Consider the following 15,286-nt stretch of genomic DNA (forward strand, 5'->3'; position numbering starts at 1 on the left):
CGCGAACCGCCCGCGCTACGGATGCAGGCGCAGGACGTAGCCCTGGGGCACGCCGCCCATCGTGACGTTGCCGCCGCCGAACGGCCAATCGTAGGGCCCCACGACCACGGAGGTCGCACTCGACGACCCCGCTCCCGGAAAGACCACCGGGGCGAACGCCTGCTCCGTGCCTTCCCGTCCGAACAGGAAGCCGTGCGTCGTGCCACCCTCCTTCATCGTCGCCGCGATGAGGACCGTCCCGTGCGTGGTGCTGGCGATGGCGTTGCCGGCGGAAATCCCATTCGGCAGGGTCTCGAACCCCCACTGGGGGATGCTTGCAAAGTTGTATCGCGTGGCGATGACGCTCTGCCCCAGGCACATCATGTCGCACTGATAGCCGGTGACCAGCAGCCCCTCGGGCTCGAGCCACGCGCCATGGAACGTGCTCTGCTTGATATCTCCATTGGGCGGCCGGACGAGGACCGGGCTGAGGTGTTCGAACGTGTCGATGTCCACGTGAAGGATGACCGCTCGAATCTCCGAAGCTGGCTCGTTGAGGTTGTGCTTGCCACGCGACCCGCCGACGATCCAGGCCTCGTCGGTGAGCCTGTCGACCACGACGTCGAATGCCAGATCGCTGAACTTTTCCAGTCCGTCACCCGGAACATAGTCCCACGGATAGCCCGACAGGATCGGCATCCCCTCGGCCGTCACGTGCCACACCAGCATGTCGGCGTCCCCGTAGATCGTCGTGAAGAACCCGGCGCCGAAGCACCCCCCCGCGCTGGTCGTGTCGATCGCCTGGATCGTCGCCCCTGGCTTCTCGAGCTGCGCGTCCTTCGGCGCCATCTCCGCCGTGAACAGCGCCATCCTCGCCGTCCAGACGTTGCCGTCCTTGACGTTCATTGCGACCCACACCTCGCCGTCCTGCGTCACGGCGATGTCGGCGATCGATCCCTCGCGGGCATCGATCACACGGGTCCCCTCCGGCCACACGTCGTTCCCCGTGATCGGGTCGCGCAGGCGGATCGCGGGGTGCGCGACCCCGTTGATCGTCAGCGCCCCGCCTTCGTAGACAAAACCCTCGGAAGTCACGGCCAGCCGCGCATCCTGGGTGCCCGCGCCGCCGAATTTCTCCCACGCGAGCGCGCCTGCGGGCGGGGTCGCCACGTCGAATTTCCGACCGAGCTCGTCCTTGAGACCACCGCGTCGCACGGTCGCCACGAGGCTGTGCGGCCCGTTGTCCGCGCTCCCGTAGATCGGGATCACACCGGAGAACAGGTCCGTACCGTCCTGGTCGGCGTCCCCCTCGTTCTCGAGAAAGAACGTCGCCTTGCCGTCGAGCGTGACCTCCGCCGAGAGTGCATGCTTCGCGTGGAGCGAGACCTGCATCGGCCCCGCGGTCGTGACTTTGACGGGGACGATCAACCCCTCGATCGAGGGCGGCTCGACCGGCGCATCGCCCATCGAGTCGGTGCCGATGGACGTGGGCCCGAACGACGTCGCCGCTGGACCCTCCGAGCTCGCGTCGCTCGTGCCCTCGCCGCCGCTCGTCCCCGTGGCCTCGCTCGTCTGCTCGCCCGCGTCCCCCGTCCCGGTCGTCCCGGTCGACGTCGACTCCCAGGGCGGGACCGCCTTGCCGGCCGCGTAGAGCGCGTCCGCCTCGTTGCAGCCGGCGAGCGGGGCCAGGGTGACGGCCAGGGCAGGAGCGAGCCAGGAGCGCATGATCCACCGTAGCACGAAATCGCCCCTCGCCATATCGCGCTAGAAGCGGCCCGACAACGAAAGCCCTGCCTGCCGCCCACCAGCGAATGGTGACAGGCTCACACGCTTCGGCTTCTCTGCCCTCTCACTCCTGACCCACCACGCGCCCACGCTGAACAGCGCCGCCGCGAGGACCCCGCCGCCGATCGCCAGCCCGACGCCCAGCTTGTGGTTGCTGTGGCTCAGATCGAGGAGCGCGTCGTCTTCGGGCAGGCGATAGCCCTGACCCTGAATCGCTCGCACATGGTCGCGCAGCAGGCCCTTGTTGAATGCCGCGAACACTGCGGCGCCGACGGTGAACGCCGTCATGACTCCAGCCCCGCCGAACAACACCGCGGCGTCTTTGGACATACGCGGTCTTCGACGGAGGTCGCCCCCCGGTGCTCGTCGCGAACCTGGCTCCTGTGCGGCCGGCTCCGACCCTGCGGGCGGAGTCGAAGCGCTCCCCATCGCAGTCGGGCCGGACGGCACACAAATCCGTTTGGCCTCGATCCGCACCTGGTACGCCTCTTTGATCGCGAGATCGGGGGCGTCTTTGCGGGACGACAGGAGCAGCTCCGCGTCTTCGAGCAGCGCGCATGCGTGCCAGCGATCGCCCGTCCGCTCGTAGGCCACGGTCCGCGCCGTATGCACGTAGTTCATGAGCCGCTGCAACACCGGCCTCGGCGCGTACTCCAGCGCCTGGCCCGCTTCCTCCGCCACCTTCACGAGATCTTCCACGGGCCGGACTTTGTCCTCGGGCGCGTGATCGGGGTGAGCGGCCTCGATCGTCGCCAGCATACGCTCGAGGTCCTGGTCCGTGGGGCGCCCCGACGGAGCCGCGAGGGCCGGGCTCGACAGCAGGAGCGAGAGGCATGCGGCTCGGGCGTGCATGCCCATCCTTGTATCACCAACCACCACGATCGACCATGCCAGCCTCGCCTCCGCACAGGCGGGCCTCGGCTCTACGGTATTGCGCGCAGTTGCGGAGCCTCCCCGGCGATCTGCACTCTTCGAGCGGAGCCTGTCCACGACTCGCGCCGTATCGCCAGGACCGGCGTCGGAGCCCGGCGGGTCGAGGTCGTCGGGTACCGTGCGCCTGGGGAGACCCGCGTCCGAGTCATCCACGTCACGACGAGCGATCGGCGGTGGCTTGGGTTAGCATGCAGCGCCATGAGCTCCGACAGCGCCCTCTCGCTCGTCCCGTTGTCGACCCTTCCAGATGCGACGAAGAAGCCGGCGAGCTCGATCCTGGCGCTCGTGGGCCCCGTTTCACCGGCGATCGGCGCTCCGCTGTTCGCCTTCTCGGAGGTCGATCACGGCGGCTACAACGTATCGACGCTCGGCCGCCGGGCCTCCCCCCTGCAGCACTGGATGAAGGCCTTCAAGCCGGCGCTCGCGATCGGGCTCGTGTTCGGAGGCCTCGTCGGTTCGCTCGTGCTGCTCGTCCAGCGCCGCATGGACTCGCTCCCCGCGGTGATCGGCCTCATCGCCGGGCTGACGCTCCTGTTCACGTTCCTGTTCCGACCGAAGCGTCAAGGCTTCAGCGCGGTGGTGGGGAGCGACGGGCTCGACGTCGGCGTCGTCGACGGCAGCAGTCTCTCGAAGGTGGTGGTACGCTACGAAGACGACGATTATCTCTTCTTCGAATATGGCACGAACATCTACACGCGCCGAGCCGGCCATCCGAAGCCCGCGACCCCGACGAACGTCGAGATGGTCCTGTTCCTCCGCGACCGCGCGAGCCTCGAGCTCCGCGCGACGATGAAAAGCGTCTGGCATTTCCGCGATCCAATGGAGGGCCGAGCTCCCGCCCATCGCGCCGGTGTGTACTTCGCCCTCGTGGAGCACGGCTATCCGCGGCGCATCGAGCGGGCCGCCGCGCGGCTTCAGCGGGGCGAGCCCGTCGATCTGCCGATCGTCGATGGCCGCACGCTGCGTATCCTACCGGCCCCGGGCGTGGCGGGCATGCCCTGGGCCGTCGAGCTCCTCCGGGGCGGGGCGTGCGAGCTCCGCGTGGCGGAGCTTGCATTGCGCGAAGGCCAATATCGCCTGGCAGGCGACGGAAGGAGCGCCCGCATCGGCCGCGAGCAGGTGGGCGACGCATTCGTGCTCGACGCTCTCGTCATCGCTCCGACCGGCGCGGCGATGAGCCCGGTGGGCGACAGCGCCGACTGAACAGAGGCCGAGCAACGCGCACCGTCGGTGTCCGAGTAGAAACTCGACCGCCTACCGCTCCCCCTGCTCGGACTCCGGGAGACCCGGCGCTGCCGACTCATCGCCGGATGCGAGCCGCCTCGCTCCGGAGGTGCCCCGCCACAGGGTCGCAGCGATGAGCACGCCCCCGCCGACCGCCGCCCCCCCGAGGACAACGAAACTGGCCCGCAGGAGCAGCAACACGGTCAGGGTCCCGGAAACGACCGCCATCGAGAGCATGAGGGCGCGGCCGACCTGCGCGCCGTGCATGACGGGTGGCGGGGCGTCCGCGATGTCCGGCATGCGACGCAGCCGCGCCCCCTTGCGCACACGCCTCTCGACCAATCCCATCGTCAAACAGGAGATCACGAGATTTGGCACGATCGAGACCCACGGTTCAAGCCCTACCCACATCCTGAGCGCGTCGCATACGAGGAAGGCAGGGACTGCAAAGAGCAACACGAAGGGCAGGAGCAGGCGCTGGCTGTCCCAATTGTTCCAAAACCAGATCGTCGGCAAGAGCCCCAGCCGCTGCGGCCGATCGAGCAACGAGCGGCGAGCAGGTATCGTGGGTGCGCTCTCCATGCCCTCTCCTCCTTGCCGACTCAGACGCCGTCGCCCGCACTGTCTCGCGGAAGACAGGGCAATGCAAGCGGCGGAGCCCACGGCCAGGCCTCGGGCTCCGCCGCGACCCGGTGTCGCTCACGCCGTGCGTTCGTTCGGTCCGAGCCGCACACTGTAGATTGAACATGTCACGCCGTACGCCTCGTGCGGCGCTGAGTTCGATCGCTACCGCTGCCGGGTCGCCGTGCATGTCTCTTCGGACATGTTCGAGGTGGCCGGTCGACAGCGCCTCCATTTTGATGAACCCGGGGCCCCGGAGCCCGGGGCCAAAGCTCCCGCAAAATCTTCCGCACGGACGAAACAGCGGCACGGAGCGCAAAAACGCGCACGCTGCTCGCCGTACATTTTGCTTGCATACTTCCAGTTTAATGGAATTCTATTCACTCGATGCAGGGCCAGGTCCACGAGCTCCACGCGGGTGCAGGGTCGACGGCGCAGGCGCGCCGTCCCGGGCGCGGCGCGGGCTCGGCGTGTCGAGCCGGCCGCTGTCGTCGCTGTCGTCGCTGTCGTCGCGGCGTCTGACCTCGTCGCACCGCGCCGGCGCTTCGACGGCTCCTCGTCGCAGTGTCGACCGCGTGCGTGCCCAATCACCCACGCCAATCGAACCACCCGAGCGCGGGTGCGGTTCGCGGGAGACTCCTATGTTGACACTGATCATTCTCGGCTGGCTCGCCTCCGCCCGGCGGCGCGCCCTGCCGGCGAGCACATAACGGTGCGCACGGACGAATCACAGCAGCGCGGCTGCGAGGGAGCGGTATGAGCGACTCTGACGTGAAACGGAAGATCCGGGTGGGCATCATCGGCGCCAGCCCGAACGCGAGCTGGGCCGTGCAATCTCATCTGCCGGCCCTGGTCGGCCTGCCGGCGTTCAAGCTCGAGGCAGTGGCCACCACCCGGCAGGCCAGCGCCGACGAGACTGCGCGGCGGTTCGGCGCGACGCATGCGTTCGACCGCGCCAGCAAGCTGATCGAGCACCCCGACGTCGACCTCGTGGTCGTCTCGGTGCGCGCGCCGGAGCACGCGCCGCTGGTGCGCGCGGCCCTCGCAGCCAAGAAGCACGTGTTCAGCGAGTGGCCGCTGGGCGTGTCGTCGGCCGAGACGCGCGAGCTGGCCGCGCTGGCCGAGCGGGCCGGCGTGCGCACCGTGATCGGCCTGCAGCGGCGGCTGGCGCCGAGCATCCGTTACCTGCGCGACCTGCTGGCCCAGGGCTGGCTCGGCCGCCTGCGCTCGGCCACGCTGCACGTCGCGGTGCCGCAGCTCGGGGCCACGCGCCCGCAGAGCTACGCCTACACCGCCGACGCGGCCAGCGGCGTCAACACCCTGGCGACCGTCAGCGCCCACTTCCTCGACACCGTGCTCGCGGTCGTCGGCGACTTCCACACCCTGTCGGCGGTGGTGGCCCGCCAGTTCGAGGAGACGCGGATCGCCGAGACCGGCGAGATCTTGCCGGTCACCGCGCCCGACCAGGTGCTCGTCAGCGGCACGCTGAGCAGCGGCGCGGTGCTCTCGGCCCACTTCGAGGGCGGCAAGCGCAACGGCCCGATCGTCCAGACAGTGCTCACCGGCACCGAGGGCGACCTCGTGATCGGCCCCGACCTCGCGCTCTCGGGCGCCCGCGGCGACGGCCAACCGCTCGCGCCGCTGCCGACGCCCGAGCGCTACTCCTGGTCGCCGCGCGGCGACCTCACGGACGACGCCCACCAGGTCGCGGAGCTGTACACCGCGTTCGCCCGCGACCTCGCCCGGGGCACGTCGATCGCCCCGAGCTTCCGCGACGCAGTGAAGCTGCACCACCTCGTCGACACCATCGCCGAGGCCTCTGCGAGCGGCCAGCGCAAGCTGTGGCAGCGCCTGTGAGGCCCGTCGCCGCGAGGATGGACCGGCCCGGCGCGCCCGGTCTATCCTCGCGGCGATGACCCCCTTCGCCGGCGAGCTCCTCGGCACCGCGATCCTCATCGTTTTGGGCGACGGCGTGGTCGCCAACGTCGCGCTGGCCAAGACGCACGGCCACGGCGGCGGCCTCGTGGCCATCACCGCCGGCTGGGCCGCGGCGGTGTTCGTGGCCGTCTACGCGGCCGCGTCGGCCAGCGGCGCGCACCTCAACCCGGCAGTCACCCTGGCGCTGGCGCTGCGCGGCAAGTTCGCGTGGGAAGCTGTCCCTTCGTACATGTGCGCTCAATTGCTCGGGGCCTTCGCCGGCGCGGTGATCGTGTGGCTGGCTTACCGCCGCCAGTTCGACGCGACCGCCGACCCGGCCACGGTGCGCGGGGTGTTCTGCACCGCCCCGGCGATCCGCGACCTCGGCCACAACTTCCTGACCGAGGCGATCGCCACCTTCGTGTTCGTGCTCGGGGTGCTGCAGATCGCCGCGCCGACGCACGGGCTCGGGGCCCTCGACGCGCTGCCGGTCGCCCTGCTGGTGCTGGCGATCGGCCTGTCGCTCGGCGGGCCGACCGGCTACGCGATCAACCCCGCGCGCGACCTCGGGCCGCGGCTGGCCCACGCGGTCCTGCCGCTGCGCCACAAGGGCGACAGCGACTGGGGCTACGCGTGGGTGCCGATCGCGGGACCGCTGGTCGGCGCCGCCGCGGCCGCGCTGCTGCACGGAATCGCTATCGCGGGGTGACACCTCGCGCCCGCGTCGCCTCGGGCTGCGGCGACGCGGGCGCGCGGCATCACTTCGCGGCGTGGATGGGCGAGCCGTCGCGCTGCTGCGACGGCCCGTGGTCGGCGACGCTCGTGTCGAACACGGGATCGTCGCCGAGGCGGACCCCGTCGATCCAGGCGGCCGTGAGCCCGGCCAGGACGTCGGGGTGCGAATAAGCAGTAGGAGACTCGTACGGGTAGGACCCGGCGCGCGTGTCTTCGCAGAGCACGGAGCGCCGGTCGAGGTCTTCCAGCTCGAACGCGGCGGGGCCGTCCGTCGCGGCGGTGCGGCCCGCGTCTGCGGCCCTGGCCCCGAATGCGAGGACCCGGACCTCCGCGCCGCCGACAGGCCGGCCCCGGCGATCCAGGGCTGCGTCAGCGAGCGCGTGCTTCGTCTTGATAGGGGGAGTGCGAATAGAGGGAGTGCTCGCCTCGGCGTCGGAGATAGCGGCGACGGAGAGGTCGGCAAATAGCGCGGGCCAGCGCATCCGCGGGCAGATAGAGATACTGCGCATGACAGGCCTCGGTTATGCCAAGGATGACCAGACTCGGACGGACCGCCACCGCCCCCGCCCTACCTGTGTGATACCCGCCGCCCCCTGGCGGCGGGCATCGGCACCCCGTCCACACTGGGGCGTCAGGGACCCTGTTCGACCACGAATTCGGCCGGCAACGCCGGCGCGCCCACGACCCGGATGAACCCGGTTTCGTCGCCCTCGACAGGCTCCCGCTCGACGCGGCAATCGACGTTCGGAACGCCGCTCCGGCAGCGCAGCTCGGCCAGCCAGTGGAATCGCAGCACCAGCGCCTCGGTCCCGGGCGCGGGCTTCGCCGCCGAGACCGCGAGCCGGCCGAGCCCCGCCTTCACCTCGCCGCTGCCGCCCACGACGTAGCCCGTCGGCCGGCGCACACGGTAGGCGCGATAGCGTCCGCCGACGATCCCGCGCGGCTCCAGCAGGTCGAGCCGGCGCTCGATGGCCGGGATGTGCGGCACCGACATCAGCACGTAGGCGACGTTGAAGGTCTGCAGGTAGCGCTCGAGGCCCTCGCCATAGCGCTCGTCGCTGTCGGTCCAGTGGAACAGGTTGGCCTGCTCGTGGATCGTGCGCCGATCGGGGAATCCGCCGAGGATCGGGCGATCGGTGGCCCAGCGCAGGTACTCGCCGAGGGCCCAGTAATGCACGAGGACGCGGCCGTCGTCGGGCTGGGCCGCGACCCACGCGGCGACCTCCTGGAAGTCGTCGCTGATCGGCCGCAGCCGCATGCTCGGGAAGAACTGCTCCTCGAGCACGGCGCTCTGGAGGAAGCCCATCGGCGACACGTCGACGCCGGGCAGGAAGGTGGCGAGCTGGGCGTAGACCCGCGGGGCCAGCAGCACGAGCAGGCCGATCGTCAGGCCGCGCAGGCTCGCAGGTACTTGCGACCATGTCTTTCGGGTCAGGTTGTCGGCCAGCCACGGACCGGCCAGCACCGCCGCCCAGCAGGCCATCGGCGCCGCGAACCGGTACGGCTCGGTGGCCGGCACCAGCGGCAACAGGGCGCCGACGTAGCTGAGCCCGAACAGCCACACGAGGGTGCCGCCGGCGTAGCGCAGGGCCGGCGCCCGCGCGCGTCGCCAGGCGACCAGAGTGCCGATGGCCGCCAGCACGGCGACGGTGCGGACCAGAGTGCGCTGGCGGACGAACCCGGTGGTGAGCGGGTCGACGAACACCTCGAGCAGGTCGTAAAAGAAGAAGTCGGGCGTGGCCTGGCCGAGCTTGTGCGACGGCGCCATCAGCTCCATGTGCGTGAGCGCGGGCCACAGCCAGTAGGCGTTGATCGCTACCGTCAGGGCCGCGAGGGCCCACACGCGGACGTGGTCGACGAACTTGAGGACGCGGGCTCGCGCGAGGTAGAGCCCGATCATCGGCCCTGCCAGGGCGGCGAAGCTCCACACGTGGGTCAGCAGCGCCAGCGGCAACAGCACCAGCAGGACTGCCCAGCCGCCGCGCACCGGCGAACCAGCGAGCTGACGCCAGAACAGCGCCAGGACCAGCACGCACAGGTGCGAGACGGTGGCGAACGAGATCATGCCGCCGCCCCAGAAGAAGCGGATCAGCGACTCGAAGTGCCACAGGAGCACGCCGAGCCCGAAGCTCCACGCCTGCGCCTTGGCCGACACGCCGAGCAGCCGCGCCGCCAGCCACAGCGAGATCGGCATGGCGAGCGCCGAGACCAGAGTGAACAGGTTGAACGCGGTCGCCAGCGGCACGCCCAGCCGGTGCAGCACGGTGCAGAACAGGAAGTGGGCCTTGTTGTCGACGTCGAAGAACAGGCCGGCGGGATAACCGGCCAGCATCATCGGGTCGTAGACCCACAGCCGACCCTCGGCCAGCGCCCGCGTGAGCGTGTGCGTGTGCTGGAAGTGAGTCTGGTAGTCGGGCCCGCCGAACGGCTTGGCGCCGAACACCACCCGCAGCGGGATCGAGTTGAGCACCAGGGCGGCGTGGACGGCCGCGAAGCCGACGAACATGCCCCCGTGGCCGCGCAGCCAGGCCCAGCGCGTGCTCCCGGCCGCTGCAGAGGGGTCGGTCATCGGCGGCGCGACGATACGCCGGGCCCGGCCGCGACGTCAAAGGTGCCCGCCGGGCGCGGCCGCCGCGAGGAGGCGCGCGACGCCGCGGACAACCCGATTCGCGCGCGACGCGCGGGGCCAGACGACCACTGCGAAGCAGCGCATCGACCTGGCCCGAGAGACATCCTCGCAGGAAGTCGCCGAGAGCGTCCCGCGATTCGCCGCGGCGCTGCCGTCATTCAGCGATGGCACCCGTGGAGATGCCGGCGGCATCGCCCGAGTCGCAGGGGATGTCCGGAAGGACAGGTTCGAGGCCCGGCGTCGAGCGGTCGAGTCTGCTATCGTCGTCCAGACGTACCGCTTGGACTCGCCGAACCTCCCCGTACCCCTGTCGACCTGGACCGTCCGGCTGGCGGCGCCGCGAGAAGTGGTCCTCGCGGCGGTGAGCGCCGCGGGTGGCGACGACATCCGGCTGGTGCTGCGCGACGACCCGCGCCTCGTGTTCACCCGCGCGGGCCGCGAGCCGGCGCCGCGCGTGGCGGTCGACGTCCGGGAGCGCGAGGACGGCTCCGAGTTGGTCGCCACCTTCACGGGCGCGAGGCGCACGACCGCCGGCTGGAAAGCCTGGCTGCTGGTCGCCATCAACCTTTTCGTCGGCTTCTCGATCGCCCACGCGACGCTGCTCGGCGTCTACATGCTGGTCGCCGGCTGCGTCTCGGCGCTGCTGCTGCTGCGCTGGCAACGACAGGCCGCCCGCGCGCGACGAGCCGACTTCGCGGCGATCGCCGGGGCGATCGACCGCGCCTGCGCGGCGCTCAAACCCGCGCAGGAAGGCCACGCCTACCGGGTCGCGCCGCCGGGGCCTGAACCTGCCCCCAAGGACAGGCGCAAGCGCTCTCGTGCTTGATGCCCGGCAGCCGCCCGCTCTGCAACCTGCCCCCGAGGACAGCCAGGCCTGCACCTCGCCGCCCGGCCGTCAACCTGACCCCGAGGACAGATCGGGGGGCGACCGCTCTACGGCAGCAGCCAGCCGAGCCGCTTGCGGTTCGTCAGCAGCGCATCGCTAAAATCCTCGGCGGTCTGCGGGCGGCGCAGGGCGAGGACATCGCCCGGGAAGAACTCGTACGGCATCGCCTCTGCGAGCCGGTCGCTCAGCGCGCCGTGGCCCTTGTCCGCGATGGTCTCGTCGACCCGCGCGAACGCCAGGTTGAGCGCCGCGGCCAAGCCCTCGAGGTAGGCGGGCACGCGCGGATCTTCGAGGTGCTCGGCGGCGACGATCGTGACCCGCTGCTCCTTGATGTCGCGCATCGATCGCTCCTCGCCCTGCACGTCCCAGCCGACGAGCCGGACCGTCGCCACCAGGCCGCCCTCGGGCGTCGCCGAGCGACCGCCGTAGACCTCGCCGGAGTCGGCGTCGACGCTCTCGTCGACGAGCTCGAGCGAGTGATGCTCAAAAGAGATCGGGAACAGCTGGCTGAGGGCTTCCACAAGCGACATCGCGCGCATGGTACCGAACCCGCGGCGCCGGAAGCGGCTGCCTCGCGCGAATCGGCCCGATTTACCGACCCGCCCCGTACGCGCGCCTCAGGGGCCTTCCGGCGATTCGCGCGGGACCGGCCCCTCTCGCCGCGACGATCCGGCGGTCGCGCGGCCGTGACGCGATCTGCAACCTCTTGACCTACGCGCCGGCGCCCTGAACCTTGAGGCGGATCCGGTAGACCCGCGCCTGGGCGGTGATGAACAGCGCCTTGCCGTCGGGGTCGCCGAACTTGCAGTTGGTGACCTGCTCCGGCACCTGGATGGTCCCGAGCAGCTCGCCGGCGGGCGTGACCACGCGGACCCCACCGCCCCCGCTGACGAACAGGTCGCCGAACGAGTCGACCGCCATGCCGTCGGGGTTGCCCGGCTGATCGCTCTGCAGGTCGACGAACACCTGGCCGCCGACTGCGTTGCCGTCGGCCTGGACGTCGAACACGCGCACGTGCTCGGCGTTGGTGTCGGCGACGTAGAGCAGGCTCTCGTCGGGCGACAGGGCGATGCCGTTGGGGCGGTCGAAGTCGTCGGCGATGAGCGACAACTGACCCTGCGGGTCGATGCGGAACACGCCCTGGAAGTCGAGCTCCTGCTGGTTGGGCTGGATCCCGTACGGCGGGTCGGTGAAGTAGATCGTGCCGTCGCTGCGGACCGCGATGTCGTTGGGGCTGTTGAGGCTCTGGCCCTCGAACTCGCCGGCCAGGGTCTCGGCGTTCGGCTCGCCGACCACGCGGCGGGAGATCCGTCGCCCGCCGTGCTCGGCTGCCAGCAAGCGGCCCTCGAGGTCGAACGCGAGGCCGTTCGAGTTGCCGCTCGGGTTGATGAACGCGCTGGCCTGCTCGCCCTCCGACCAGCGGAAGATCGTGTTGGCCGGGATGTCGCTGTAGAGCAGGTAACCATCGGGGCTCCAGATCGGGCCCTCGGTGAACATGTGGCCGTCGGCGATCAGCTCGAGCTCGCCGTCGACGACGTCCTCCAGCGACATCGGCGGATCGATCGCGCCGGTGGTCGTGCCGGTGGTCGTCGTCGCGTCGGTGGTGGTCGCGTCCGTGCTCGTGCCGGTCGGCGGCGTGCCGGTGGTCGTCGTGTCGCTCGTGGTCGTCGGCGCGGTCGAGGTCGACGTGTCGGTCGTGTCGGTCTCGCTGCTCGTGCCGGTCTCGCTGCTCGTGCCGGTCTCGGTGCTCGTGCCGGTCTCGGTGCTCGTGCCGGTCTCGGTGGTGGTCTCGCTGCCGCCGCCGCCGCACGCGAGCGCGAGCGAAAACATGCACGATGAGGCGCGCTTCATCATGCCTCCGGGGGTATCACGCCGGCCGCACGAGCACCAGGCGCGTGGCGATCGCGCGACCCTCACGCTACCATCACGTCATGGCGAAGGTCGGGCTCGTCGCGCTCATCGACATGGACGGCACCCTCTGTGATTACCAGGGCGCGCTCATGCGCGACCTGGAGACCCTTCGGGGGCCCGCCGATCCGCCGCTGGGTGGCGACGACGACAGCCCGCCGTGGCTGCGCGCGCGCGAGACCGTGATCCGCCGCCAACCCGGCTGGTGGCGCTCGCTGCCGCGGCTGCAGCTCGGCTTCGACGTGCTCGCCGAACTGCAGGCGCTGCGCTTCGAGACCCACGTGCTCACCAAGGGCCCGGTCGGCACCCCGAGCGCGTGGACCGAGAAGCTCGAGTGGTGCCAACAACACCTCCCCGGCGTGCCGGTGACGATCACGATGGACAAGGGCCTCGTGTACGGCAAAGTCCTGGTCGACGACTGGCCGCCCTACGTCGAACGCTGGCTGGAATGGCGCCCGCGCGGCCTGGTCGTCCTGCCGGCCCAGCCGTGGAACGCCGGCTTCTCGCACCCGAACGCGATCCGCTACGACGGCCACAACCTCGGCGAGATCCGCGCGGCGCTGCGCCGGCTGTGCGATCTCGAATAGAATCAACATGGCCGAATAGGCATGTTCTTCAGGACATTCTTGTTCGGACATGTTTTTTAAAGCATGTCCTTGCTCGCCGAGCGAGGAGGCGCATCCGAGGCTCTGCTCGCCTTCTCGTCCTCCTGCGCGAGCGGTGAGGCGCGGCCGGGCTTCGTTGCGCTCGCGGTCCCTTCTCTTACCTGGCCCGGAATCACAGCGGTCGGCTGCTGCGCGGCCTGCGGGCGCGCGAGTTCTCGTTGTAATCCGGCGCGGGTGCGGCATCATCCCGCGGGTGTCCGACCCGCGCAGCGAGTACCAGCGCCGGCTCGCCGCGCGCCAGGCGGTGGTCGATCGCGTCGACCGCCAGATTCGCCGGATCTCCGACTGGCGGCTCGGCGTCTTCGTCGTCTTCCTGGTCCTCCTCGGCTTCGGCCTGGCCGACCGGCCGGCCGTGCTGGCGGCCTCGTTCGCGCCCCTGTTCGGGTTCTTCGCCCTGGTGGTCGTCCACGAGGGCGCGTATCGCCGCCGCGCTCGCGCCGAGCTGGCCGTCGAGCACTACCGGCGGGCGCTCCGGCGCCTCGACGACGAGTGGCGCGGCGAGGGCGTGCAGCACCGCGAGTTCGTGCCCGCCGATCACCCCTACGCCGCCGACCTCGACCTGTTCGGTCCGGCCTCGCTGTTCGCGCTGCTGTGTGCCGCGCGCACCCGCGGCGGCGAGGCGACCCTGGCGCGCTGGCTGCTGCAGCCGGCCACGGTCGACGAGGTCGCGGCGCGCCAGGAGGCCGTGCTGGCGCTGCGCGAGCGGCTCGACCTGCGCGAAGATCTGGCGCTGCTCGGCGGCGACGTGCGGGCCGCGGTCGCGCCCGAGGCGCTGGTCGCGTGGGGCAGCGCGCCGCCGCAGCTCGACGCCGCTCGGTTCGTGCCGCTGCGCCTGCTCGCCTCGGCGCTCGCCCTCGCGGGCGTGGTCACTGCGGTGCTGGCATTCGCCGCGGACCTCGGGTTCGTGCCGCTGCTGGTCGTCGCGGTGCTCGAGGGCGTGGTGATGCGCGCGCTGCGTCCGCGCACCGCGGCGATCGTCGCGGCGGTCGAGGGCCCGCGGCGCGACCTCGACGTCATCGCGCAATTGCTGGGCCGCGTCGAACGCGAGCCGACCGCCGGCAGCCGGCGCCTCGCGGAGCTGACTGCGGAGCTGCGCGCGGGCGAGGTCGCCGGCTCGGCCGCGATCGCCCGCCTGGCCCGCGCGGTCGACTGGCTCGAGGCGCGCAAGAGCGGCCTGTTCGCGCCGATCGCCTTCTTGCTGATGTGGGAGCTGCACGGCGCGCTGACGGTCGAGCGCTGGCGACAGACCCACGGCCCCGCGATCGCCCGCTGGCTGGCCGCGCTCGGCCAGCTCGAGGCGCTGGCGTCGCTGGCGACCTACGCCTACGAGCGCCCCGACGACCCGATGCCGACGGTCGTCTCCGGCGAGCCGCGGATCGCCGGCGAGGCGCTGCGCCACCCGCTGCTCCGCGCCTGCGTGGCCAACTCGGTCGAGCTCGGCGAGCCGCTGCGCGTGATGATGGTCAGCGGCTCGAACATGTCGGGCAAGAGCACGCTGTTGCGCACGCTCGGGATCAACGTGGTGCTCGCATTGGCGGGCGCGCCGGTGTCGGCGAAGTCGATGACCCTGAGCCCGCTGCAGATCGGCGCGACCCTGCGGATCGAAGACTCGCTCCAAAACGCCCGCTCGCGCTTCTACAGCGAATTGCGCCGACTGCTGCAATTGCGCGACCTGGCCCGCGCCGCCGCGCCGCCGCTACTGTTCCTGCTCGACGAGATCTTCCACGGCACCAACTCGCACGACCGCAAGATCGGCGCGGAGGCGGTCCTGCGCGCGCTGATCGAGGAGGGCGCGATCGGCCTGTGCACGACGCACGACCTGGCCCTGGCCGAGGCAGTCGCCGACCTCGGCCCCCGCGCCTGCAACGTCCACTTCGCCGACGAGGTGGTCGAGGGCAACCTGGTGTTCGACTACCGCATGCGCCCCGGCCTGGTCGGCCGCAGCAACGCGATCGCGCTGATGCGAGCGATCGGCCTGCTGCCGGCGAGCGGTTGATTCGCCGG

13 protein-coding genes are annotated in these 15,286 nt (G+C 70.9%); 6 read left to right on the top strand and 7 right to left on the bottom strand.

Going from position 1 to position 15,286, the window contains the following annotated elements:
- Positions 1–15: 15 nt before the first annotated feature.
- Complete coding sequence (locus OV090_RS38010; RefSeq protein ID WP_267709636.1) at positions 16–1,704, bottom strand: hypothetical protein; 1,689 nt, start codon at positions 1,702–1,704, stop codon at positions 16–18.
- 39 nt (positions 1,705–1,743) lie between these two features.
- On the bottom strand, positions 1,744–2,523 hold the full coding sequence (locus OV090_RS38015) for a hypothetical protein (protein WP_267709638.1): 780 nt from the start codon (positions 2,521–2,523) through the stop codon (positions 1,744–1,746).
- 372 nt (positions 2,524–2,895) lie between these two features.
- Here OV090_RS38015 and OV090_RS38020 point away from each other — a divergent pair, with 372 nt between their 5' ends.
- A complete protein-coding gene (locus OV090_RS38020) occupies positions 2,896–3,900 on the top strand; it encodes a hypothetical protein (RefSeq protein ID WP_267709639.1) in 1,005 nt (334 codons plus the stop codon).
- 51 nt (positions 3,901–3,951) lie between these two features.
- Here OV090_RS38020 and OV090_RS38025 read toward each other — a convergent pair whose 3' ends face one another.
- Positions 3,952–4,503, bottom strand: coding sequence for a hypothetical protein (locus OV090_RS38025; RefSeq protein WP_267709640.1), 552 nt, complete (start codon positions 4,501–4,503; stop codon positions 3,952–3,954).
- Positions 4,504–5,313: 810 nt separating this feature from the next.
- On the opposite strand from OV090_RS38025, the gene OV090_RS38030 reads away from it, so the two are divergent.
- Both OV090_RS38030 and OV090_RS38035 read left to right on the top strand, forming a co-directional pair.
- Positions 5,314–6,399: a Gfo/Idh/MocA family oxidoreductase gene (locus OV090_RS38030; RefSeq protein ID WP_267709642.1), complete on the top strand. Its 1,086-nt coding sequence runs from the start codon at positions 5,314–5,316 to the stop codon at positions 6,397–6,399.
- A gap of 55 nt (positions 6,400–6,454) precedes the next feature.
- The gene (locus OV090_RS38035; RefSeq protein WP_267709645.1) at positions 6,455–7,168 is read left to right on the top strand and encodes an MIP/aquaporin family protein; all 714 of its coding nucleotides are present in this window, start codon (positions 6,455–6,457) and stop codon (positions 7,166–7,168) included.
- A gap of 49 nt (positions 7,169–7,217) precedes the next feature.
- On the opposite strand, the gene OV090_RS38040 is transcribed toward OV090_RS38035, so the two are convergent.
- Entirely contained in the window at positions 7,218–7,676 is a 459-nt protein-coding gene (locus OV090_RS38040; protein WP_267709661.1) for a hypothetical protein, read from the bottom strand.
- A 149-nt stretch (positions 7,677–7,825) separates the two neighbouring features.
- Positions 7,826–9,763, bottom strand: a complete 1,938-nt coding sequence (locus tag OV090_RS38045) for a hypothetical protein (protein WP_267709663.1) — start codon at positions 9,761–9,763, stop codon at positions 7,826–7,828.
- Positions 9,764–10,184: 421 nt separating this feature from the next.
- Here OV090_RS38045 and OV090_RS38050 point away from each other — a divergent pair, with 421 nt between their 5' ends.
- Positions 10,185–10,649, top strand: coding sequence for a hypothetical protein (locus OV090_RS38050; RefSeq protein ID WP_267709665.1), 465 nt, complete (start codon positions 10,185–10,187; stop codon positions 10,647–10,649).
- A 107-nt stretch (positions 10,650–10,756) separates the two neighbouring features.
- Here the strand turns inward: OV090_RS38050 and OV090_RS38055 are convergent, their stop codons facing one another.
- Both OV090_RS38055 and OV090_RS38060 read right to left on the bottom strand, forming a co-directional pair.
- Entirely contained in the window at positions 10,757–11,239 is a 483-nt protein-coding gene (locus OV090_RS38055; protein WP_267709667.1) for a hypothetical protein, read from the bottom strand.
- A gap of 181 nt (positions 11,240–11,420) precedes the next feature.
- On the bottom strand, positions 11,421–12,563 hold the full coding sequence (locus tag OV090_RS38060) for an SMP-30/gluconolactonase/LRE family protein (protein WP_267709669.1): 1,143 nt from the start codon (positions 12,561–12,563) through the stop codon (positions 11,421–11,423).
- A 77-nt stretch (positions 12,564–12,640) separates the two neighbouring features.
- Between OV090_RS38060 and OV090_RS38065 the strand changes: the two genes are divergently transcribed.
- Both OV090_RS38065 and OV090_RS51200 read left to right on the top strand, forming a co-directional pair.
- The gene (locus tag OV090_RS38065; RefSeq protein WP_267709671.1) at positions 12,641–13,204 is read left to right on the top strand and encodes a hypothetical protein; all 564 of its coding nucleotides are present in this window, start codon (positions 12,641–12,643) and stop codon (positions 13,202–13,204) included.
- Between the two features lie 271 nt (positions 13,205–13,475).
- On the top strand, positions 13,476–15,278 hold the full coding sequence (locus tag OV090_RS51200; RefSeq protein ID WP_267709673.1) for a DNA mismatch repair protein MutS: 1,803 nt from the start codon (positions 13,476–13,478) through the stop codon (positions 15,276–15,278).
- Positions 15,279–15,286: the final 8 nt, after the last annotated feature.

The sequence above is a fragment of the Nannocystis sp. RBIL2 genome, from assembly GCF_026626745.1.
In the GTDB taxonomy this organism is placed as follows: domain Bacteria; phylum Myxococcota_A; class Polyangia; order Nannocystales; family Nannocystaceae; genus Nannocystis.

What these genes read in the sequence shown, in the direction of transcription:
- OV090_RS38010 (WP_267709636.1), bottom strand. Translation starts at nt 1,704, where the DNA reads ATGCGCTCCTGGCTCGCTCCTGCCCTGGCCGTCACCCTGGCCCCGCTC.
- OV090_RS38015 (WP_267709638.1), bottom strand. Translation starts at nt 2,523, where the DNA reads ATGCTGGCGACGATCGAGGCCGCTCACCCCGATCACGCGCCCGAGGAC.
- OV090_RS38020 (WP_267709639.1), top strand. Translation starts at nt 2,896, where the DNA reads ATGAGCTCCGACAGCGCCCTCTCGCTCGTCCCGTTGTCGACCCTTCCA.
- OV090_RS38025 (WP_267709640.1), bottom strand. Translation starts at nt 4,503, where the DNA reads ATGGAGAGCGCACCCACGATACCTGCTCGCCGCTCGTTGCTCGATCGG.
- OV090_RS38035 (WP_267709645.1), top strand. Translation starts at nt 6,455, where the DNA reads ATGACCCCCTTCGCCGGCGAGCTCCTCGGCACCGCGATCCTCATCGTT.
- OV090_RS38040 (WP_267709661.1), bottom strand. Translation starts at nt 7,676, where the DNA reads ATGCGCTGGCCCGCGCTATTTGCCGACCTCTCCGTCGCCGCTATCTCC.
- OV090_RS38045 (WP_267709663.1), bottom strand. Translation starts at nt 9,763, where the DNA reads ATGACCGACCCCTCTGCAGCGGCCGGGAGCACGCGCTGGGCCTGGCTG.
- OV090_RS38055 (WP_267709667.1), bottom strand. Translation starts at nt 11,239, where the DNA reads ATGTCGCTTGTGGAAGCCCTCAGCCAGCTGTTCCCGATCTCTTTTGAG.
- OV090_RS38060 (WP_267709669.1), bottom strand. Translation starts at nt 12,563, where the DNA reads ATGATGAAGCGCGCCTCATCGTGCATGTTTTCGCTCGCGCTCGCGTGC.
- OV090_RS38065 (WP_267709671.1), top strand. Translation starts at nt 12,641, where the DNA reads ATGGCGAAGGTCGGGCTCGTCGCGCTCATCGACATGGACGGCACCCTC.